The sequence below is a fragment of the Variovorax sp. P4_B10 genome, assembly GCF_056402375.1.
In genome coordinates this window covers 1-17,487 of record NZ_JBFUHN010000109.1, presented here as the reverse complement: position 1 = coordinate 17,487, position 17,487 = coordinate 1, and the positions used below count along the sequence as shown (strand labels likewise).

Below are 17,487 nucleotides of genomic sequence, written 5' to 3'. Positions count from 1 at the left end.
ACGGCGGCGCCATCACGCAGACCGGCGCACTGAGCATCTCGGGCGCGAGCACGCTGAACGCCGGAGCAGGCGACATCACGCTCACCCAGGCGGCCAACAACTTCGCAGGCGCGGTCACCCTGACCGGCGCCAACGCGCAGCTCACCAACAACGCCGCCCTGGCGCTGGGCACCAGCGCCGTGTCGGGCAGTCTCGCGGCCACCGCCAACGGCGCCATCACGCAGACCGGTGCGCTGACCGTCGGCGGCACCAGCACGCTGAACGCAGGCACCAATGCGATCACGCTGACGAATGCCAGCAACGACTTCGGCGGCGCGGTGACCCTGACGGGCGGCACCACGCAGGTCAACGACGTGAACAGCCTCGCGCTCGGCGCGCTGAATACCGGCGCGCTGACTGTCACGAGCCACGGCGCATTGAACCTGGGCGGTGGCACCGCGGCTTCGTTGAATGCCGCCAGCAACGGCGGTGCCATCACCCAGACCGGTGCGCTGAGCGTGGCCGGCGCGAGCACGCTGAACGCCGGCGCGGGTGCCATCACGCTGACGGATGCGAACAACGATTTCGGTGGCGTCGCGACCCTGACGGGCGGCATCACACAAATCAACGACGTGAACGGCCTCACGCTCGGAACGCTCAACACCGGTGCGCTGACCGCCACGAGCCATGGTGCATTGAACCTGGGCAGCGGCGTCGCAGCTTCCCTGAATGCCGCCAGCAACGGCGGCGCCATCACGCAGACCGGTGCGCTGAGCGTGGCCGGCGCGAGCACGCTGAACGCCGGCGCGGGCGCCATCACGCTGACCCAGGCATCCAACAACTTCGCCGGGCCGGTCAGCCTGACCGGCGGCAACGTGCAGCTCACGAACAACGCCGCGCTGGCGCTGGGCACCAGCGCCGTGTCGGGCAGTCTCACGGCCACCGCCAACGGCGCCATCACGCAGACCGGCGCAGTGGGCGTGACCGGCACGAGCACGCTGAACGCCGGGGCGAACGACATCACGCTCAGCCAGGCGGCCAACAACTTCGCCGGCGCTGTCGCCCTGACCGGCAACAACGTGCAGCTCACGAACAACGCCGCCCTGGCGCTGGGCTCCAGCACCGCGGCAGGCAGTTTTGTGGCCACGGCCAACGGCGCGATCACGCAGACCGGTGCCCTGACCGTTGCCGGCACGAGCACGCTGAACGCAGGCACCAATGCCATCACGCTGACGAATACGAACAACGATTTCGGCGGCGCCGTGACCCTGACGGGCGGCACCACACAGATCAACGACGTGAACGGCCTCACGCTCGGCGCGCTGAATACAGGCGCGCTGACCGCCACGAGCCATGGCGCGTTGAACCTGGGCARYGGCACCGCGGCTTCGTTGAACGCCGCGAGCAACGGCGGCGCCATCACGCAGACCGGCGCACTGAGCATCTCGGGCGCGAGCACGCTGAACGCCGGAGCAGGYGACATCACGCTCACCCAGGCGGCCAACAACTTCGCGGGCGCGGTCGCCCTGGCCGCCGCCAACGTGCAACTCACGAACAACGCAGCGCTGACGCTGGGCACCAGCGCCGTATCGGGCAGTCTCGCGGCCACGGCCAACGGCGCCATCACGCAGACCGGTGCGCTGACCGTCGGCGGCACCAGCACGCTGAACGCGGGCGCCCATGCGATCGCGCTGGCGAGTGCCAGCAACGACTTCGGCGGCGCGGTGTCCGTGACGGGCAGCAGCATCGCCCTCGCGGACCTCAACGACCTGAACGTCTCGTCGCTGGCCAACGGCCCGAACGGCAGTGTGAGCCTCATCGCCGGTGGCACGCTGACGTTGCCGGCCGCAGCCATCGACACCGGCACCGCCGCCTTGACGCTGGCCGCCAACGGCGGCGCGCTGGCGGTGAACAACGGCCTCTCGGGCGGTGCCGTTTCACTGACCGCGAGCAACGGCATCACTCTCGCAAGCAACGTGACCGCCTCGGGCGCATTGAGCCTGAACAGCGGCGCCGGCATCGCCCAGACCGCTGGCGTGCTCACCGCCGCCACGCTGACGGGCAGCGCCACCGGCGCCGTGATGCTCACCGGCCCGAACCAGATCGGCGCGCTCGGCAACCTCACGGCCAACGGTTTCAGCCTGACCAATGCAGGTTCGCTCGCGATCACCGGCAACCTGGCCGCCGGCAGCAGCGCGACGCTCATTTCGCTCGGTGCCATCACGCAAGGCGCGGGCAGCGTCGTGACGGCCGGCACGCTGACGGGCAGCTCGGCCGGAAGCACGGCGCTCACCGGCGCCAACCAGATCGACACGCTCGGCGGCTTCACGGCCAACGGCTTCAGCCTGAACAACGCGAAGTCGTTGATCGTCGCCGGCCCGATCAACAGCAGCGCGAACGTGGCACTGGCCACGACCACCGGAGACCTGGCGATCAACGGCGCGGTCAGCGGCATGGCCACTGCGCTCGACTCGGCCGGCACCATCACCCAGGGCGCGGGCAGCGTCATCACCGCGACGTCGCTCTCCGGCAGCGCCGTGGGCGACGCCACGCTCGACGGCGCGAACCTGATCGCCGCGCTGGGCAATTTCACCGCCGCGAACCTGAGCCTCACCACCGAGCAGGCGCTGACCGTCAACGGCAACGTGGCGGCGGGCAACATCGCGCTCGACGCGTCGCAGGGTGCGGTCGTCACGGGCAGCATCCAGGCCGCGGGCCACACGACACTCGCAAGCGGCACGTTGCTGCAGATCGGCAATGGCGGTGTCACGGGCAGCATCGCGGGCAACGTCATCGACAACGGCGCGCTCGCGTTCAACCGCACCGACGCGGTCGATTTCGCCGGCAACATCAGCGGCGCGGGCACCCTGACGCAGGCCGGCACGGGCACGCTGACGCTCACAGGCGCCGCCACCCACACCGGCGGCACCACGGTCAGCGCGGGCACGCTGCAGATCGGCGCCGGCGGCACGAGCGGCAGCATCGCGGGCAACATCACCAACAACAGCGTGCTGGCCTTCAACCGTTCCGATGCCGTCAGCTTCGGCGGTGTGATCAGCGGCACGGGCATCCTGGTCCAGCGCGGCGCCGGCACGCTGGAACTCACCGCCGCCAACACCTACAGCGGCGCGACCTTCGTCGACGCCGGCACGCTGCGCGTGAACAACACGACGGGCAGCGCGACCGGCACCGGCACGGTGTTCGTCGGCAACGGCGCCACGCTGGCCGGTGCCGGCACCATCGCCGGCGCAGTCAACATTGCCGATGGCGGCACCCTGGCCGCGGGCAACAGCCCCGGCACGCTGAACACCGGCACGCTGTCGTTCAACAGTGGTTCCATCCTGAGCTACGAGCTCGGCCAGGCCGGCGTGCCGGGCGGGGCATTCAACGACCTGGTCAACGTGACCGGCAACCTCGCGCTGGACGGCACGCTCAACGTCGCGCAGTCTGCCGGCGGCACTTTCGGCCCCGGCCTCTACCGCCTCATCGCATACACCGGCTCGCTGACCGACAACGGCCTGGACATCGGGGCGATCCCGAGCGGCACCGTCGCGAGCGACCTGTCCGTGCAGACCTCGGTGGCCCAGCAGGTCAACCTGGTCAACCGCGCCGGCCTCAGCCTCAATTTCTGGGATGGCGGCGCTGGCGCCGGCTACAACAACGGCGTTGCCGACGGCGGCACCGGCACCTGGCGCGTGGGTTCCCCGGGCGACGGTTGGACCGACATGAACGGCAGCCTCAACGCGGCCTGGAAGCAGGACCAGTTCGCCATCTTCGGCGGCACGGGCGGCACGGTGACGGTCGACAAGTCCGGCGGCACGGTCAGCATCGGCGGTGCGCAGTTCATGGTCGACGGCTATGTCGTCCAGGGCGACAGCCTCAACATCGACAACGCCGGCACCGTGGTGCGCGTGGGCGACGGCACGGCGGCCGGCGCGGCCATGACGGCCACCATCAACTCGGCCATCACCGGCACGGGCGGGCTGTCGAAGGAAGACCTCGGCACGCTGGTGCTGGGCGGTGCCAACACCTACACCGGCGGCACGCTCGTGAAGGCTGGCGTGCTGCAGGGCAACACCACCAGTCTGCAGGGCGACATCGTCAACAACGCCCGTGTCACCTTCGACCAGGCCGTGGACGGCACCTACGCGGGCACGATGAGCGGCACCGGCAGCCTGCGCAAGATCGGCACGGGCGAACTCCTGCTCGCGGCGGCCAACAGCTACCAGGGCGGCACCCTGGTCGACGCCGGTACCGTGAACGCGGGCGTCAGCGGCGCACTGGGCACCGGCGACGTGTTCGTGACCGGCGGCGCCGGCCTGATCTTCAGCAGCCAGGCCGATGCCGGCAACCTGAAGATCACGGCGGGCCCGGTGCAGCAGACCAACGGCGGCTTCATCCAGTTCAAGGACAGCGCCTCGGCCGGCAACGCCACCCTCGTCACGCAGGCGAACGGCGCCATCGATTTCCGCGACAACGCGACGGCCGGCAACGCCACCATCGAGAACCGCGGCGGCGAAACCACCGTCTGGTTCAACGCCACCGCGGGCAAGGCCCACATCACCAACTTCGCGGGAAGCGCGACCAACTTCCTGGACGACGGCTCGGCCGGCCAGGCCATGCTCGTCAACGAGAACGGCGGCGTCGTCGACTTCTTCGACCGCACCACGGCCAACCAGGCCACCGTGGTGAACAAGGCGGGCGGCACCGTCCGCATCAGCCAGCTCACGACCGACGGCCTCGCCATCGGCGCGCTCGAAGGCGCGGGCCGGGTGCTGCTCGGCGCCAAGGTGCTGACCACCGGCGGGCTGAACACCAGCACGGAAGTCTCCGGCGTGATCTCGGGCACGGGCGGCTCCCTGGTCAAGGTCGGCACCGGCACCCTGACGCTGTCGGGCGCCAACACCTACACCGGCGGCACGGCCTTGCACCAGGGGCGCCTGAACCTCGGCCACAACCAGGCACTGGGCACCGGCGCGCTGGCCATGGACGACGACACCACGCTGGGCTTCAGCGCCGACGGCCTGACCATCGCCAACGCGATCCGGCTGACCGGCAGCAACGACCCGGTCATCGACACCGGCGCGTTCAACGAAACGCTCAGTGGCGCCATCACGGGCGGCGGCTTCATCACCAAGCAGGGCACGGGCACGCTCACCCTCTCGGGTGCCAACACCTACACCGGGGCCACCGACGTGGCGCAGGGCACCCTGAAGGCGGGCGCGGCCACCTTCAGCGCCAGCTCGGCGCACAGCGTGGCGGCAGGCGCAACGCTCGACCTCGCGGGCTTTAGCCAGACGGTCGCCTCGCTGGCCAACAGCGGCACGGTCTCGCTGGTCGGCACCACGCCCGGCACCACCTTGACCGTCAACGGCGCCTACGTCGGCAACAACGGCGTGCTGAAGCTGGGCACCGCCCTCAACGGCACCGGCCCGTCGGACCGCCTGGTGCTCAACGGCGCCTCGGCGGTTGCGAGCGGCAAGACCACGGTGCAGATCACCAACCTGGGCGGCCTGGGTGCACGCACCAGCGGCAACGGCATCGAGCTGATCACTGCGCAGAACGGCGCGACCACCACCGCGCAGACCACCAAGGACGCGTTTGCACTCGCGGGCGGCCATGTCGATGCCGGCGCCTATGAATACCGCCTCTATGCCGCCGACGCCGGCGGCGCGGGCGAGAACTGGTACCTGCGCACCGATGCCGCGTCCACTTCACCGAACTCGCCTGCGACGGCCGTGCCGGCCTACCGCGCGGAAGCCTCGCTGTACGCGGCGCTGCCGAGCCAGCTGCGCCAGGGCAACCTCGCAATGCTGGGCGACCTGCGCAAGCGCGTGGGCGACGACGACGTGAAGGGCACGGCCACCACCCCCACCGGCTCGGAGCGCCGCGCCTGGGCCCGCGTGCTCTCCACCGACCTCGACATCCRCCAGGGCGGCACCGTGTCTCCCACCAGCAAGGGGCGCCTGACCGGCTTGCAGGCCGGCACCGACCTGCTGGCCACGTCCAACTGGCGCGCCGGCCTCTACGTCGGCCAGCTCGACGGCGATGCGAGCGTCAACGGCTTCGCCAGCGGCGTGAGCAACCTGCGCGTGGGCCGCAACGACCTGCGCAGCCAGTACGTGGGGCTCTACGGCACCTACACCGGCGACAGCGGCTTCTACGCCGATGCCGTGGTGCAGTCGGGCCGCCACCGCTACACGGTGCAGCCGATGCTGAGCGCCGGCATCGGCGGCAAGGGCAACAGCCTGCTGGGCTCCATCGAGGTGGGCCAGGCCTTCGCGCTGGGTGGCAGCGGCTGGCGCATCGAGCCGCAGCTGCAGCTGATCCACCAGCACATGGACCTGGGCAACTCCGCCATCGTCGGCGCCGTCGTTCAACCCCAGGCCGACAGCGGCTGGATCGCGCGCGCCGGCGTGCGGGTCAAGGGCGAGATCGACACCGGCATGGGCATGCTGCAGCCGTATGGCCGCTTCAACGTCTACAAGACCTCGAGCGGCACGGACATCGCACGCTTCGTGAACGGTGCGACCACGACCGACATCGCGGCGCCCACGGGCGGCACGAGCACCGAGCTGGCGGGCGGCTTCACGCTGGCCCTGAGCACCTCGACCAGCCTGTATGGCGAAGTCGGCAAGCTCTGGGCCTCGGGTGGCGATGCCAAGGTCAAGAGCTCGATCAACGGCTCGCTGGGCCTGCGGGTGAAGTGGTGAAGGACTGACTGAGTCAGTCTGCGGGAATCCCTGCACGCCAGCTCGACCAGTTGCCGACGATCGCGTCGACCAGAGGACGGCCCGCGATCAGGAGGTTGCCGGTGGCCAGCGGAAACCCGCCCGATTCGGCTTTCAGCGAGGCGTACGCGGTTTGCCCTTGATAGGGGCGGTCGAAATTGGAGGCGGTGCGAAGAACCGCCACGCGCTGCAGGTCGAGCAGCCCGGCGTCGGCGCCTCGCTTCAATGCCTCGTAGGTGGCGTTGTCCTCCTGCTGGGTGGTGCAGTACTTGCCCTGCCCATCGGTCAGGAGCGACACCCAACGCGTGGCTGTTTCGCCCAGGAATCTGCCATGCCAGTAGGTGTCCCCGGCTGCGGTGTCGCATTGCAGGACCGAAGGGCGGGCCTTGGCTGTTGGCTGCGAATACCTGGCGCGGTAGGCGCGTGCCTTGTCGTTGTCGGCCAGTGCGGCATTGGCGGACAGCTTCAAGGCCTTCTGCAGCAGCTTTTCGTTCAGGCGGAAGACCTCGGTCCGGTATTCGAACTTGGGCTTCGAGTCCGGATCCTTGGCGCCGATGCCGAAATAACCGGAGCGCCAGTTCGATGGCATTTCACGCGCATCGATCTCGTGCGCGATGCCGAAGTCGACCAGGAACCGGGCCCAGGTGGCCGAGCCGATGGTCGAGACATTGGGGTCGACGCCTGCAATGCCGGCAACCAGAAAGTAAGTCCTGGAGAGGTCGAACTTCCCGCTGAGCACCAGTGCCGTGATGGATGCCGCCGCATTGGTGTGGCCCATGCCGGTGGTGACCTGGCACACCGAATCGGCATTGCACCGGACCAGCGGATCGTCGGCGGACAGGCCCGGAACCTTGATCTCCCGGGTCAGCTTCAGCGGCTCGATCCACACCTGGGCCTCGGGCTTGAACATGCTGATGATGAGAACCTTCACCGCAACCTGTTGCTGCGGGGAATCCGGCCTGGTTGCATCCGTAGCGCAACCGAACAGCAGAGTCGCTGCAAAGGCAACGAAGGCTGCCCTCGAGCCCCATCGGGTCACACGTTGAAAAAACGGCATTGGCGTTCTCCTTTTTGCTCCAAAAGAGACCGCAATTTACAGGCCAAAAAAAAGCTGCCCGAAGGCAGCTTTCCTGATCATCGGGAGCCGACGGAAGCTCAGCGTGCCGAAATCGGCTTCACATCGCGCATCGGCGAACCTTCGAACAGCTGGCGCGGACGGCCGATCTTGTACTCGGGGTCGCCGATCATTTCGTTCAGCTGGGCGATCCAGCCGACCGTGCGGGCCAGCGCGAAGATCGCGGTGAACAGCGGCACCGGGATGCCGATGGCGCGCTGCACGATGCCCGAGTAGAAGTCGACGTTCGGGTAGAGCTTGCGCGACACGAAGTACTCGTCTTCCAGGGCGATCTTTTCCAGTTCCTTGGCGAGCTTGAACAGCGGGTCGTTTTCCAGGCCCAGTTCGGTCAGCACTTCGTTGCAGGTCTCCTGCATCAGCTTGGCGCGCGGGTCGTAGTTCTTGTACACGCGGTGGCCGAAGCCCATGAGCTTGACGCTCGAGTTCTTGTCCTTGACCTTCTTGATGAACTCGCCGATCTTCTCCACGCCGCCTTCCTTCTGGATGTCGTAGAGCATGTTGAGCGCCGCTTCGTTGGCACCGCCGTGGGCCGGGCCCCAGAGGCAGGCCACGCCGGCTGCGATGGCCGCGAAGGGGTTGGTGCCCGACGAGCCGCACAGGCGCACGGTCGAGGTCGAAGCGTTCTGCTCGTGGTCTGCGTGCAGGATGAAGATGCGGTCGAGCGCGCGCTCGAGCACCGGGTTCACCTTGTACTCTTCGCACGGCGTGGCGAACATCATGTGGAGGAAGTTGCCTGCATAGCTCAGGTCGTTCTTCGGGTACATGTACGGCTGGCCGATCGTGTACTTGTAGGCCATGGCCACGAGCGTGGGCATCTTCGCGATCAGGCGGATCGCGGCGATCTCGCGGTGCTCGGGATTGTTGATGTCCGTGCTGTCGTGATAGAAGGCCGACAGGGCGCCCACGAGGCCGGTCATGATGGCCATCGGATGCGCGTCGCGGCGGAAGCCGCGCAGGAAGAACTGCATCTGCTCGTTCACCATCGTGTGGTTGGTCACGAGCTTGGTGAAGTTGGCCTTCTTGGCCGTGTCCGGCAGTTCACCGTACAGCAGCAGGTGGCAGGTTTCGAGGAAGTCGCAGTTGGTCGCGAGCTGCTCGATGGGGTAGCCGCGGTACAGCAGCTCGCCCTTGTCGCCGTCGATGTACGTGATGGCCGACTGGCAGGCGGCGGTCGACATGAAGCCCGGGTCGTACGTGAACATGCCGGTCTGTGCGTACAGCTTGCGGATGTCGATCACGTCGGGGCCCACGGTGCCCTTGTAGATCGGCAGTTCGACGCTGTCGCCGCCGTTGCTGAACGACAGCGTGGCCTTGGTATCGGATGCTTTCATTTCGATTTACTTTCAGAGGAGGATTCAGGACGAAGGAGAGATTGCAGGACGCTGCGCGCCATCGGTGCGCATCAACTGCAGCAATGCGACCACCTCGGCCCCGGCCCATTCGGGCTCGGGCTCCTTCCTGCGCAGCAAAAGGTCGAGGAGGTCGTTGTCCGACAGGTCCATCAATGTCTCCATCGCTCCCGCCTGACCGTTGGTCATGTGGGATTCGTGCCGCTCGAAAAAGCGGGCGATGAACAGGTCGTTCTCGAGCAGGCCGCGCCGGCAACGCCATTTCAGCTTGCTCAGCGCACGTTCGCTGAGCGGCTGGTCGAGGTCGGCGGCGGTTGGCATGGCGGTTTCTTGAAAGAAGTTCAGATGGCGCGACGCACCATCAATTCCTTGATCTTGCCGATGGCCTTGGTGGGGTTCAGGCTCTTCGGGCACACATCGACGCAGTTCATGATCGTGTGGCAGCGGAACAGGCGGTACGGGTCTTCCAGGTTGTCCAGGCGCTCGGCGGTGGCTTCGTCGCGGCTGTCGGCGATGAAGCGGTAGGCCTGCAGCAGGCCGGCGGGGCCCACGAACTTGTCGGGATTCCACCAGAAGCTCGGGCAGCTCGTGGAGCAGCTCGCGCACAGGATGCACTCGTACAGGCCGTTGAGCTCTTCGCGCTCTTCAGGCGACTGCAGGCGTTCCTTCTCGGGCGGCACGGTGTCGTTCTGCAGGTACGGCTTGATCGAGTTGTACTGCTTGAAGAACTGCGTCATGTCCACGATCAGGTCGCGGATCACCGGCAGGCCGGGCAGCGGCTTCAACACGATCGTGCCCTTGAGCGTGAGCATGTTGGTCAGGCAGGCGAGGCCGTTCTTGCCGTTGATGTTCATCGCGTCGGAACCGCACACGCCTTCGCGGCACGAGCGGCGGAACGACAGCGTGGGATCCTGCGCCTTGAGCTTCATCAGGGCGTCGAGCAGCATGCGTTCGTGGCCGTCGAGTTCGATCTCGACCGTCTGCATGTAGGGCTTGGCGTCCTTGTCCGGGTCGTAGCGGTAGATCTGGAATGTGCGCTTCATCGTAGTGACCTTGTGAATGCTTTTTGTGAGCTGACTGTGAGCCGTTTTAGAACGTGCGGACCTTGGGCGGAACCGAGGCCACGGTGAGCGGCTGCAGCTTGACCGGCTTGTACGAGAGGCGGTTGTCCTGGCTGTACCAGAGCGTGTGCTTCATCCAGTTGGCGTCGTCGCGGCCGAGCGGTGCGACCGGATCGTCCGCCGGGCGTTCGTAGTCTTCCACCGTGTGGGCGCCGCGGCATTCCTTGCGGGCGGCCGCCGAGACCATGGTGGCCTGCGCCACTTCGATCAGGTTGTCGACTTCCAGCGCTTCGATGCGGGCGGTGTTGAACACCTTCGACTTGTCCTTCAGGCCGATCGCGTTGACGCGCTCGCGCACGGCGGCGATCTTGACCACGCCTTCGTCCATCGAGGCCTGCTTGCGGAACACGGCGGCATGCTGCTGCATGACGGCGCGGATCTCGCCGGCCACGTCCTGGGCGTATTCGCCGGTGGTGGTCGACTCGAGGCGGTTCAGGCGCTCGAGCGTGCGGTCGGCCGCATCCTTGGGCAGTTCCTTGTGTTCCTTCTGCTTGTCGTTGAACTCGACGATGTGGTTGCCGGCCGCGCGGCCGAACACCAGCAGGTCGAGCAGCGAGTTGGTGCCCAGGCGGTTTGCGCCGTGCACGCTCACGCACGAGCATTCGCCCACGGCATAGAGGCCGTTCACCACGGAGCTGTTGTCTTCACCCTTCTGGATGACGACCTGGCCGTTGATGTTGGTCGGGATGCCGCCCATCTGGTAGTGGATGGTCGGCACGACCGGAATCGGTTCCTTGGTGATGTCGACGTTGGCGAAGTTGACGCCGATTTCGTACACCGAGGGCAGGCGCTTGTGGATGGTGTCGGCGCCCAGGTGGTCGAGCTTGAGCAGCACGTAGTCCTTGTTGGGACCGCAGCCTCGGCCTTCCTTGATCTCCTGGTCCATCGAACGCGAGACGAAGTCGCGCGGTGCCAGGTCCTTCAGCGTGGGCGCGTAGCGCTCCATGAAGCGTTCGCCGTTGCTGTTCAGCAGGATCGCGCCTTCGCCACGGCAGCCTTCGGTCAGCAGCACGCCTGCGCCGGCCACGCCGGTCGGGTGGAACTGCCAGAACTCCATGTCCTGCAGCGGAATGCCCGAGCGGGCCGCCATGCCGAGGCCGTCGCCGGTGTTGATGAAGGCGTTGGTCGAGGCCTGGAAGATGCGGCCTGCGCCGCCGGTGGCCAGCAGCACGGTCTTGGCCTGCAGGATGTGCAGGTCGCCGGTTTCCATTTCGAGGGCGGTCACGCCGACCACGTCGCCTTCGTCGTCACGGATGAGGTCGAGCGCCATCCATTCGACGAAGAACTGGGTACGGGCTTCGACGTTCTTCTGATAGAGCGTGTGCAGCATCGCGTGGCCGGTGCGGTCGGCCGCGGCGCAGGCGCGCTGCACGGGCTTCTCGCCGTAGTTGGCCGTGTGGCCGCCGAACGGACGCTGGTAGATCGTGCCGTCGGGGTTGCGGTCGAAGGGCATGCCGAAGTGTTCGAGTTCGTACACGACCTTCGGGGCTTCGCGGCACATGAACTCGATCGCGTCCTGGTCGCCGAGCCAGTCGGAGCCCTTGATCGTGTCGTAGAAGTGGTAGTGCCAGTTGTCCTCGCTCATGTTGCCGAGCGAAGCGCCCACGCCGCCCTGGGCGGCGACGGTGTGCGAACGGGTCGGGAACACCTTGGAGAGCACGGCCACGTTGAGGCCGGCACGGGCGAGTTGCAGCGAGGCGCGCATGCCGGAGCCGCCGGCACCGACGATCACGACGTCGAACTTGCGCTTGGTGATTTGTTCTTTTGTGTAGGTCATGGTGGGGTCAGATCTTCCAAAGCACTTGAATGGCCCAACCCGCACAACCGACAAGCCAGACGATGGTGAAAATTTGAAGGGCGAGGCGAATGCCGACGGGTTGGACGTAGTCCATCCACACGTCGCGCATGCCGACCCACACGTGATAGAGCAGGGCGACGATCACCGAGAAGGTCAGGACCTTCATCCACTGCGCGGCGAAGATGCCGGCCCAGAGGTCGTAGCCGATGGGGCCGCGGGTGAAGATCAGCTGTGCGAGCAGGATGATCGTGAAGAGCGCCATCAGGCCGCCCGTGATGCGCTGGCTGAGCCAGTCGCGCAAACCGTAATGTGCGCCGACGACGATGCGCTTGGAGCCGTAATTCACAGACATGGGTGGCTCCTTTTCAGTACAGGCCGAACAGCTTGGCGCCGAGCGCCAGCGTGAGGATGATGCTTGCGCCCAGCGTGAAGAGCGCGGAGGTGTGGCCGAATTCCTTGGTCACGGCCGCGTGGCTCACGTCCATCCAGAGGTGGCGCAGGCCGGCGATGAAGTGGTGCAGGTAGGCCCAGATCAGCGCGAGCGCGACGAGCTTGAAAAACCATCCCGGAACGAAACCAAGGCCGCTGTTGAATGCGGCCTTGAACCTGGCGAACGAATAGTCCGACGAGAGCGAGGTGTCGAACATCCAGATGATGAACGGCAGCAGCAGGAACATGATGATGCCGCTCACGCGGTGCAGGATCGACACGATGCCGGCCGGCGGAAGCCGGTAGGTCGTGAGATCGGTGAAGGCATTGATGTTCCGGAATTCGCGACGCGGTGGCCGGGGAGGAGTTGCAAGCTCTGTCATTGGAGGGTGGCTTTCGTGGCTTTGTGACTTGTTGGCTTGTTCTGAGAGCGAACGCTTTTGTTTCTTCTGCGGAAGTGCAAACAACGCAAAATTCTATTGCAATGCACCATCGCGCATCTGTCGTGCCCGTGTCGGCGCACCGCGGCAGTCGGATGCTATTGACTTCGTAGCGCGTTGCGCGCGCCGTGCGTCATGTGCAAAGCCCTTCGGCAGTTGTTCCATATCGATGCGGCCTCAACCCAGCTGATTGCGATAGTGGTGCGTGTCGGTGCGATAGAGGCCGCGGCGCAGCTCCATCGGCATGTCGTGGTACGTGTGCGCCACACGCTCCACGCTCAGCAACGGCATCTGCGGCGTCACCGCCAGCAGCGCAGCTTGCTCCGCATCGGGCAGCACCGCACGGATTTTTTCTTCGGCACGCACCATGCGCACGCCAAACTCGGTTTCGAAGAGCGCATACATCGGTCCGGGCCAGGCGCGCAGCCGATCGGCCGTGAGCCCCTTGAAGGGTGTGCCGGGCAGCCAGAGGTCTTCGAGGATGGTCGGCACGCCCGCGTAGGCGAGCACACGGCGCACCTGCAGCACCGCGTCGCCGGTGCGCAGGCCCAGGGCGCGCGCCACGTCGGCCGATGCGCGCAGGCGCTTGCAGTCGACGATGGTGCGTTCCGCCGGGCCTTCGGTGTTCGGGTCGCCGGCATCGGGCACGAGCTTGAGAAAACGGTACTGCACATGCTGCTCGGCATGCGTCGCGACGAAGGTGCCCTTGCCCTGGCGCCGCACCACGAGGTTCTCTGCCGAAAGCTCGTCGATGGCCTTGCGCACCGTGCCCTGGCTCACGCGATAGCGCACGGCCAGGTCCATCTCGCTCGGGATCGGTTCGCCCGGCTTCCACTCGCCCGCCTGCAGGCTCTGCAGGATCAAGGTCTTGATCTGCTGGTAGAGCGGACTGAAGGACGGCGTCGTGGGCTCGTCGAGGGCTGTGGGGGTGTTCATGGCAGCGGTGGGGTGCGCCTTGGCGGACCCCCTAAGGATATCTTATATAAGACATAAGACGAGGCTCATTGAATCGGCTTAAAATGCGGGCCGGTCTCGCGCCGCGGGACACGTTTTATTCCCCGTTGGACCCTTGGCGCCCCACGAGAGCGCCGACACCGTTTCATCACCTTCTGGAGTCTTCCCATGAGCAAAAAGCCTGTTCGCGTTGCCGTCACCGGTGCCGCCGGTCAAATCGGTTACGCCCTGTTGTTCCGTATCGCTTCCGGCGAAATGCTCGGCAAAGACCAGCCGGTCATCCTGCAACTGCTCGAAATCCCCGACGAGAAGGCCCAGAAGGCGCTCAAGGGCGTGATGATGGAGCTCGACGACTGYGCCTTCCCGCTGCTGGCCGGCATGGAAGCCCACGGCGACCCGATGACCGCCTTCAAGGACGCCGACTACGCACTGCTGGTCGGTTCGCGTCCCCGCGGCCCCGGCATGGAACGTGCCGAGCTGCTGGCCGTCAACGGCGCCATCTTCACCGCGCAAGGCAAGGCCCTCAATGCTGTCGCCAGCCGCAACGTCAAGGTGCTGGTGGTCGGCAACCCCGCCAACACCAACGCCTACATCGCCATGAAGAGCGCGCCGGACCTGCCGCGCAAGAACTTCACCGCCATGCTGCGCCTGGACCACAACCGTGCCGCCAGCCAGATCGCCGCCAAGACCGGCAAGGCCGTGGCCGACATCGAGAAGCTCACCGTCTGGGGCAACCACTCGCCCACGATGTACGCGGACTACCGCTTCGCCACCATCAACGGCGAGAGCGTTGCCAAGATGATCAACGACCAGGAATGGAACGCCAACACCTTCCTGCCGACCGTCGGCAAGCGCGGCGCGGCCATCATCGAGGCACGCGGCCTGTCGTCGGCTGCCTCGGCCGCCAACGCCGCCATCGACCACATGCGCGACTGGGCCCTGGGCACCAACGGCAAGTGGGTCACCATGGGCATCCCGTCGGATGGCCAGTACGGTATTCCGAAGGACGTGATGTTCGGCTTCCCGGTCACCTGCGAAAACGGTGAGTACAAGCTGGTCGAAGGCCTCGAGATCGACGCATTCAGCCAGGAACGCATCAACAAGACGCTCGAAGAGCTCGAAGGCGAACGCGCCGGCGTGGCCCACCTGCTGTAAGCAAGGCCAGCCCGCATGCTCGACTGGAACCCCGCGCTGTACCGTCGCTACGAGGACGAGCGCACCCGGCCCGCACAGGAACTCCTGGCGCGGGTGCCTCTGGCCGAGGCCGCCCGCGCGGTCGACCTCGGTTGCGGCCCGGGCAATTCCACCGAGCTGCTGGTCCACCGGTTCCCGAAGGCGCAAGTCCTCGGGACCGACAACTCCGAAGCCATGCTGGTCAGCGCGCGCGAGCGCCTGCCGCAGGCGCGCTTCGCGTTGAGCGACATCGCGACCTGGGCGCCGCAAGAAGCGCCCGACCTCATTTATGCCAACGCGGCCCTGCAATGGGTGCCGGATCACGAAAAGCTGATCCCGCGCCTGTTCGACGCGCTGGCCCCGGGTGGCGTGCTCGCCATCCAGATGCCCGACAACCGCCAGGAGCCCACGCACCGCCTGATGCGCGCGCTGGCGGCCGAGGCGCCCTGGGCCGAGCCCATCGGCGATGCCGACAGGCTGCGCACCCTGCTGCTGCCGCTCGGCGGCTACTACGACCTGCTGGCGCCGAAGGCCGCCCATGTCGATGTCTGGCACACGATCTACCAGCACCCGATGGCCAATGCCGCGGCCATCGTCGAATGGGTGCGCGGCACGGGCCTGAAGCCCTTCGTCGACCGGCTTCCGCCCGACCTGCAGGCGAGCTACCTCGCCGAATACGAGCGTCGCGTGGACGAGGCCTATCCGGCACGCACCGACGGCAAGCGCCTGCTCGCCTTTCCCCGCATGTTCATCGTGGCGCAAAAGAAAGCATGACGAAATCAGTCCATCCGGGTGAAGTGCTGCTCGGCGCGCAAGCCGGCGCGGTGACGCTGCCCGTGTGCGACCACTACAGCGGCGTCGAGGCGCGCATGAAGAAGAGCCTCGCGCTCCAGGCCGAGATGGCCGAGGAGTTCGGCGCCTGCGTGTTCGACGTCACCCTCGACTGCGAAGACGGCGCCCCGGTGGGCGGCGAGGCGGAGCATGCCGCGCTCGTCACCGAACTCGCGCTGGCGGCGAAACCCGGCATGCGCGTCGGCGTGCGCGTGCATCCGGTCGACCACCCCGCCTTTGCCGGCGACGTGATCACCATCGCGGGCCGCGCCGGCCACCGGCTCAGCCACCTGATGGTGCCCAAGGTCGAATCGGTGGCCGATGTGTTGCAAGCTGTCGCAGCGCTCGAGGCCGCGGATGCCGATGCACTGCCGCTGCATGTGCTGATCGAATCGCCTCTTGCGGTCCACAACGCCTTCGAGATTGCGGCGCATCCGCGCGTGCAATCGTTGAGCTTCGGCCTGATGGATTTCGTGTCGGCGCATGCCGGTGCCATCCCCGCCGACGGCATGGGGGCGGCCGGGCAGTTCACCCATCCGCTGGTGGTGCGCGCCAAGCTGGCCATCGCCTCGGCGGCGCATGCCTTCGGCAAGGTGCCTTCGCACTGCGTGGTCACGGAGTTCAACGACACCGATGCGATGCGTGTCGCGGCCCGCAAGGCCGCCACCGAATTCGGTTACACGCGCATGTGGAGCATCCACCCGAACCAGATTCGGCCGATCCTCGAGGCCTTCGCGCCCGACGAGGCCCAGATTCAAATTGCCACACAAATCATTGCAAAAGCCGCACTCGCGGATTGGGCACCGACACAAATTGATGGCACATTGCACGACCGCGCGAGCTACCGCCATTTCTGGCAGGTTCTGACGCGTGCCCATGCAACAGGGCGCGCGTTGCCCACCGAGGCGAAAGCCTGGTTTGCATTCGCGGCCTCCTGAAACGAAATCTTCGAACCCAGCCTCAAGGAAACCCTCACATGAAGAAAATTGCCCTGACCGCCGCAGTGGCCCTGGCTCTGCCGTTCGGTGCCATGGCACAGAGCGCAGCGCCCGCCAAACCGGCCGCCGCCAAATCCACCGAAGCCAAGAAGGCGCCGCCCAAGCGCCAGGTCACCCGCAAGGCGGCCAAGGCCGTCGAGGAAGTCACGCCGATCAACACCGATGCCGACGTTGTGCTCAACGACACCGACCTGGCCGTGGCCCAGCGCGTCTCGATCGGCCGCGCCCAGTGCGAACTCGGCGCCGACGTGACCGTGACGCCCGACGACAAGAAGCCCGGCTTCTTCACCATCACCACCAAGGGCCTGAAGTACCGCATGCACCCGGTCGAAAGCCGCACCGGCGCCATCCGCCTCGAAGACCCGCGTGCCGGCGCCATGTGGCTCCAGCTCGGCAACAAGTCGATGCTGATGAACCAGAAGGCCGGCCTGCGCATTGCCGACGAATGCCAGACCGAAGCCCAGGTCGCCTTCGCTGCAGAAATGAAGAAGAACCCGCCGAAGGACCTTTTCGAAGGTGCCGACCCGGCCAAGAAGTAAGAGCCCCCAC

General features: G+C 66.6%; 13 protein-coding genes. 5 read left to right on the top strand and 8 right to left on the bottom strand.

Annotated features, from left to right (window positions below):
* The coding region (locus AC1DXX_RS30485) for an autotransporter outer membrane beta-barrel domain-containing protein (protein WP_478137941.1) at positions 1 to 6,692 on the top strand (6,692 nt) is incomplete at its 5' end.
* A gap of 13 nt (positions 6,693 to 6,705) precedes the next feature.
* Here AC1DXX_RS30485 and AC1DXX_RS30480 read toward each other — a convergent pair.
* From AC1DXX_RS30480 to AC1DXX_RS30445, 8 genes are all read right to left on the bottom strand, one after another.
* Positions 6,706 to 7,767 carry a purine-nucleoside phosphorylase gene (locus AC1DXX_RS30480; protein ID WP_478137940.1) on the bottom strand — a complete coding sequence of 354 codons (1,062 nt, stop codon included), beginning with the start codon at positions 7,765 to 7,767 and terminating at the stop codon, positions 6,706 to 6,708.
* A 98-nt stretch (positions 7,768 to 7,865) separates the two neighbouring features.
* A complete protein-coding gene (gene gltA / locus AC1DXX_RS30475) occupies positions 7,866 to 9,176 on the bottom strand; it encodes a citrate synthase (RefSeq protein ID WP_478137939.1) in 1,311 nt (436 codons plus the stop codon).
* Positions 9,177 to 9,200: 24 nt separating this feature from the next.
* Positions 9,201 to 9,515: an FAD assembly factor SdhE gene (locus tag AC1DXX_RS30470; protein ID WP_042578078.1), complete on the bottom strand. Its 315-nt coding sequence runs from the start codon at positions 9,513 to 9,515 to the stop codon at positions 9,201 to 9,203.
* 20 nt (positions 9,516 to 9,535) lie between these two features.
* Positions 9,536 to 10,237: a succinate dehydrogenase iron-sulfur subunit gene (locus tag AC1DXX_RS30465; RefSeq protein ID WP_478137938.1), complete on the bottom strand. Its 702-nt coding sequence runs from the start codon at positions 10,235 to 10,237 to the stop codon at positions 9,536 to 9,538.
* A gap of 46 nt (positions 10,238 to 10,283) precedes the next feature.
* Positions 10,284 to 12,092: a succinate dehydrogenase flavoprotein subunit gene (gene sdhA / locus AC1DXX_RS30460; RefSeq protein ID WP_478137937.1), complete on the bottom strand. Its 1,809-nt coding sequence runs from the start codon at positions 12,090 to 12,092 to the stop codon at positions 10,284 to 10,286.
* Between the two features lie 7 nt (positions 12,093 to 12,099).
* Positions 12,100 to 12,465, bottom strand: coding sequence for a succinate dehydrogenase, hydrophobic membrane anchor protein (gene sdhD, locus AC1DXX_RS30455; RefSeq protein ID WP_478137936.1), 366 nt, complete (start codon positions 12,463 to 12,465; stop codon positions 12,100 to 12,102).
* A gap of 13 nt (positions 12,466 to 12,478) precedes the next feature.
* Complete coding sequence (gene sdhC, locus AC1DXX_RS30450; RefSeq protein ID WP_478137935.1) at positions 12,479 to 12,925, bottom strand: succinate dehydrogenase, cytochrome b556 subunit; 447 nt, start codon at positions 12,923 to 12,925, stop codon at positions 12,479 to 12,481.
* A 234-nt stretch (positions 12,926 to 13,159) separates the two neighbouring features.
* Positions 13,160 to 13,918 carry a GntR family transcriptional regulator gene (locus tag AC1DXX_RS30445; protein ID WP_478137934.1) on the bottom strand — a complete coding sequence of 253 codons (759 nt, stop codon included), beginning with the start codon at positions 13,916 to 13,918 and terminating at the stop codon, positions 13,160 to 13,162.
* A gap of 186 nt (positions 13,919 to 14,104) precedes the next feature.
* Here AC1DXX_RS30445 and AC1DXX_RS30440 point away from each other — a divergent pair, with 186 nt between their 5' ends.
* The 4 genes from AC1DXX_RS30440 to AC1DXX_RS30425 are packed head-to-tail and all read left to right on the top strand — an operon-like array spanning position 14,105 to position 17,477.
* A complete protein-coding gene (locus AC1DXX_RS30440) occupies positions 14,105 to 15,091 on the top strand; it encodes a malate dehydrogenase (RefSeq protein WP_042578072.1) in 987 nt (328 codons plus the stop codon).
* 15 nt (positions 15,092 to 15,106) lie between these two features.
* Positions 15,107 to 15,883, top strand: a complete 777-nt coding sequence (gene tam / locus AC1DXX_RS30435) for a trans-aconitate 2-methyltransferase (protein ID WP_478137933.1) — start codon at positions 15,107 to 15,109, stop codon at positions 15,881 to 15,883.
* Positions 15,880 to 16,878, top strand: coding sequence for an HpcH/HpaI aldolase/citrate lyase family protein (locus tag AC1DXX_RS30430; RefSeq protein ID WP_478137932.1), 999 nt, complete (start codon positions 15,880 to 15,882; stop codon positions 16,876 to 16,878). Before tam ends, AC1DXX_RS30430 begins: the two co-directional genes overlap by 4 nt.
* A 38-nt stretch (positions 16,879 to 16,916) precedes the next feature.
* Positions 16,917 to 17,477 carry a hypothetical protein gene (locus AC1DXX_RS30425; protein WP_478137931.1) on the top strand — a complete coding sequence of 187 codons (561 nt, stop codon included), beginning with the start codon at positions 16,917 to 16,919 and terminating at the stop codon, positions 17,475 to 17,477.
* The last annotated feature ends 10 nt before the right edge of the window (positions 17,478 to 17,487 follow it).

Bases quoted from the DNA above. Each gene is read 5' to 3' on its own strand.
- AC1DXX_RS30445 (WP_478137934.1), bottom strand. From the start codon at position 13,918: ATGAACACCCCCACAGCCCTCGACGAGCCCACGACGCCGTCCTTCAGT.
- gltA (WP_478137939.1), bottom strand. From the start codon at position 9,176: ATGAAAGCATCCGATACCAAGGCCACGCTGTCGTTCAGCAACGGCGGC.
- tam (WP_478137933.1), top strand. From the start codon at position 15,107: ATGCTCGACTGGAACCCCGCGCTGTACCGTCGCTACGAGGACGAGCGC.
- AC1DXX_RS30425 (WP_478137931.1), top strand. From the start codon at position 16,917: ATGAAGAAAATTGCCCTGACCGCCGCAGTGGCCCTGGCTCTGCCGTTC.
- sdhD (WP_478137936.1), bottom strand. From the start codon at position 12,465: ATGTCTGTGAATTACGGCTCCAAGCGCATCGTCGTCGGCGCACATTAC.
- sdhC (WP_478137935.1), bottom strand. From the start codon at position 12,925: ATGACAGAGCTTGCAACTCCTCCCCGGCCACCGCGTCGCGAATTCCGG.
- sdhA (WP_478137937.1), bottom strand. From the start codon at position 12,092: ATGACCTACACAAAAGAACAAATCACCAAGCGCAAGTTCGACGTCGTG.
- AC1DXX_RS30430 (WP_478137932.1), top strand. From the start codon at position 15,880: ATGACGAAATCAGTCCATCCGGGTGAAGTGCTGCTCGGCGCGCAAGCC.
- AC1DXX_RS30480 (WP_478137940.1), bottom strand. From the start codon at position 7,767: ATGCCGTTTTTTCAACGTGTGACCCGATGGGGCTCGAGGGCAGCCTTC.
- AC1DXX_RS30470 (WP_042578078.1), bottom strand. From the start codon at position 9,515: ATGCCAACCGCCGCCGACCTCGACCAGCCGCTCAGCGAACGTGCGCTG.
- AC1DXX_RS30465 (WP_478137938.1), bottom strand. From the start codon at position 10,237: ATGAAGCGCACATTCCAGATCTACCGCTACGACCCGGACAAGGACGCC.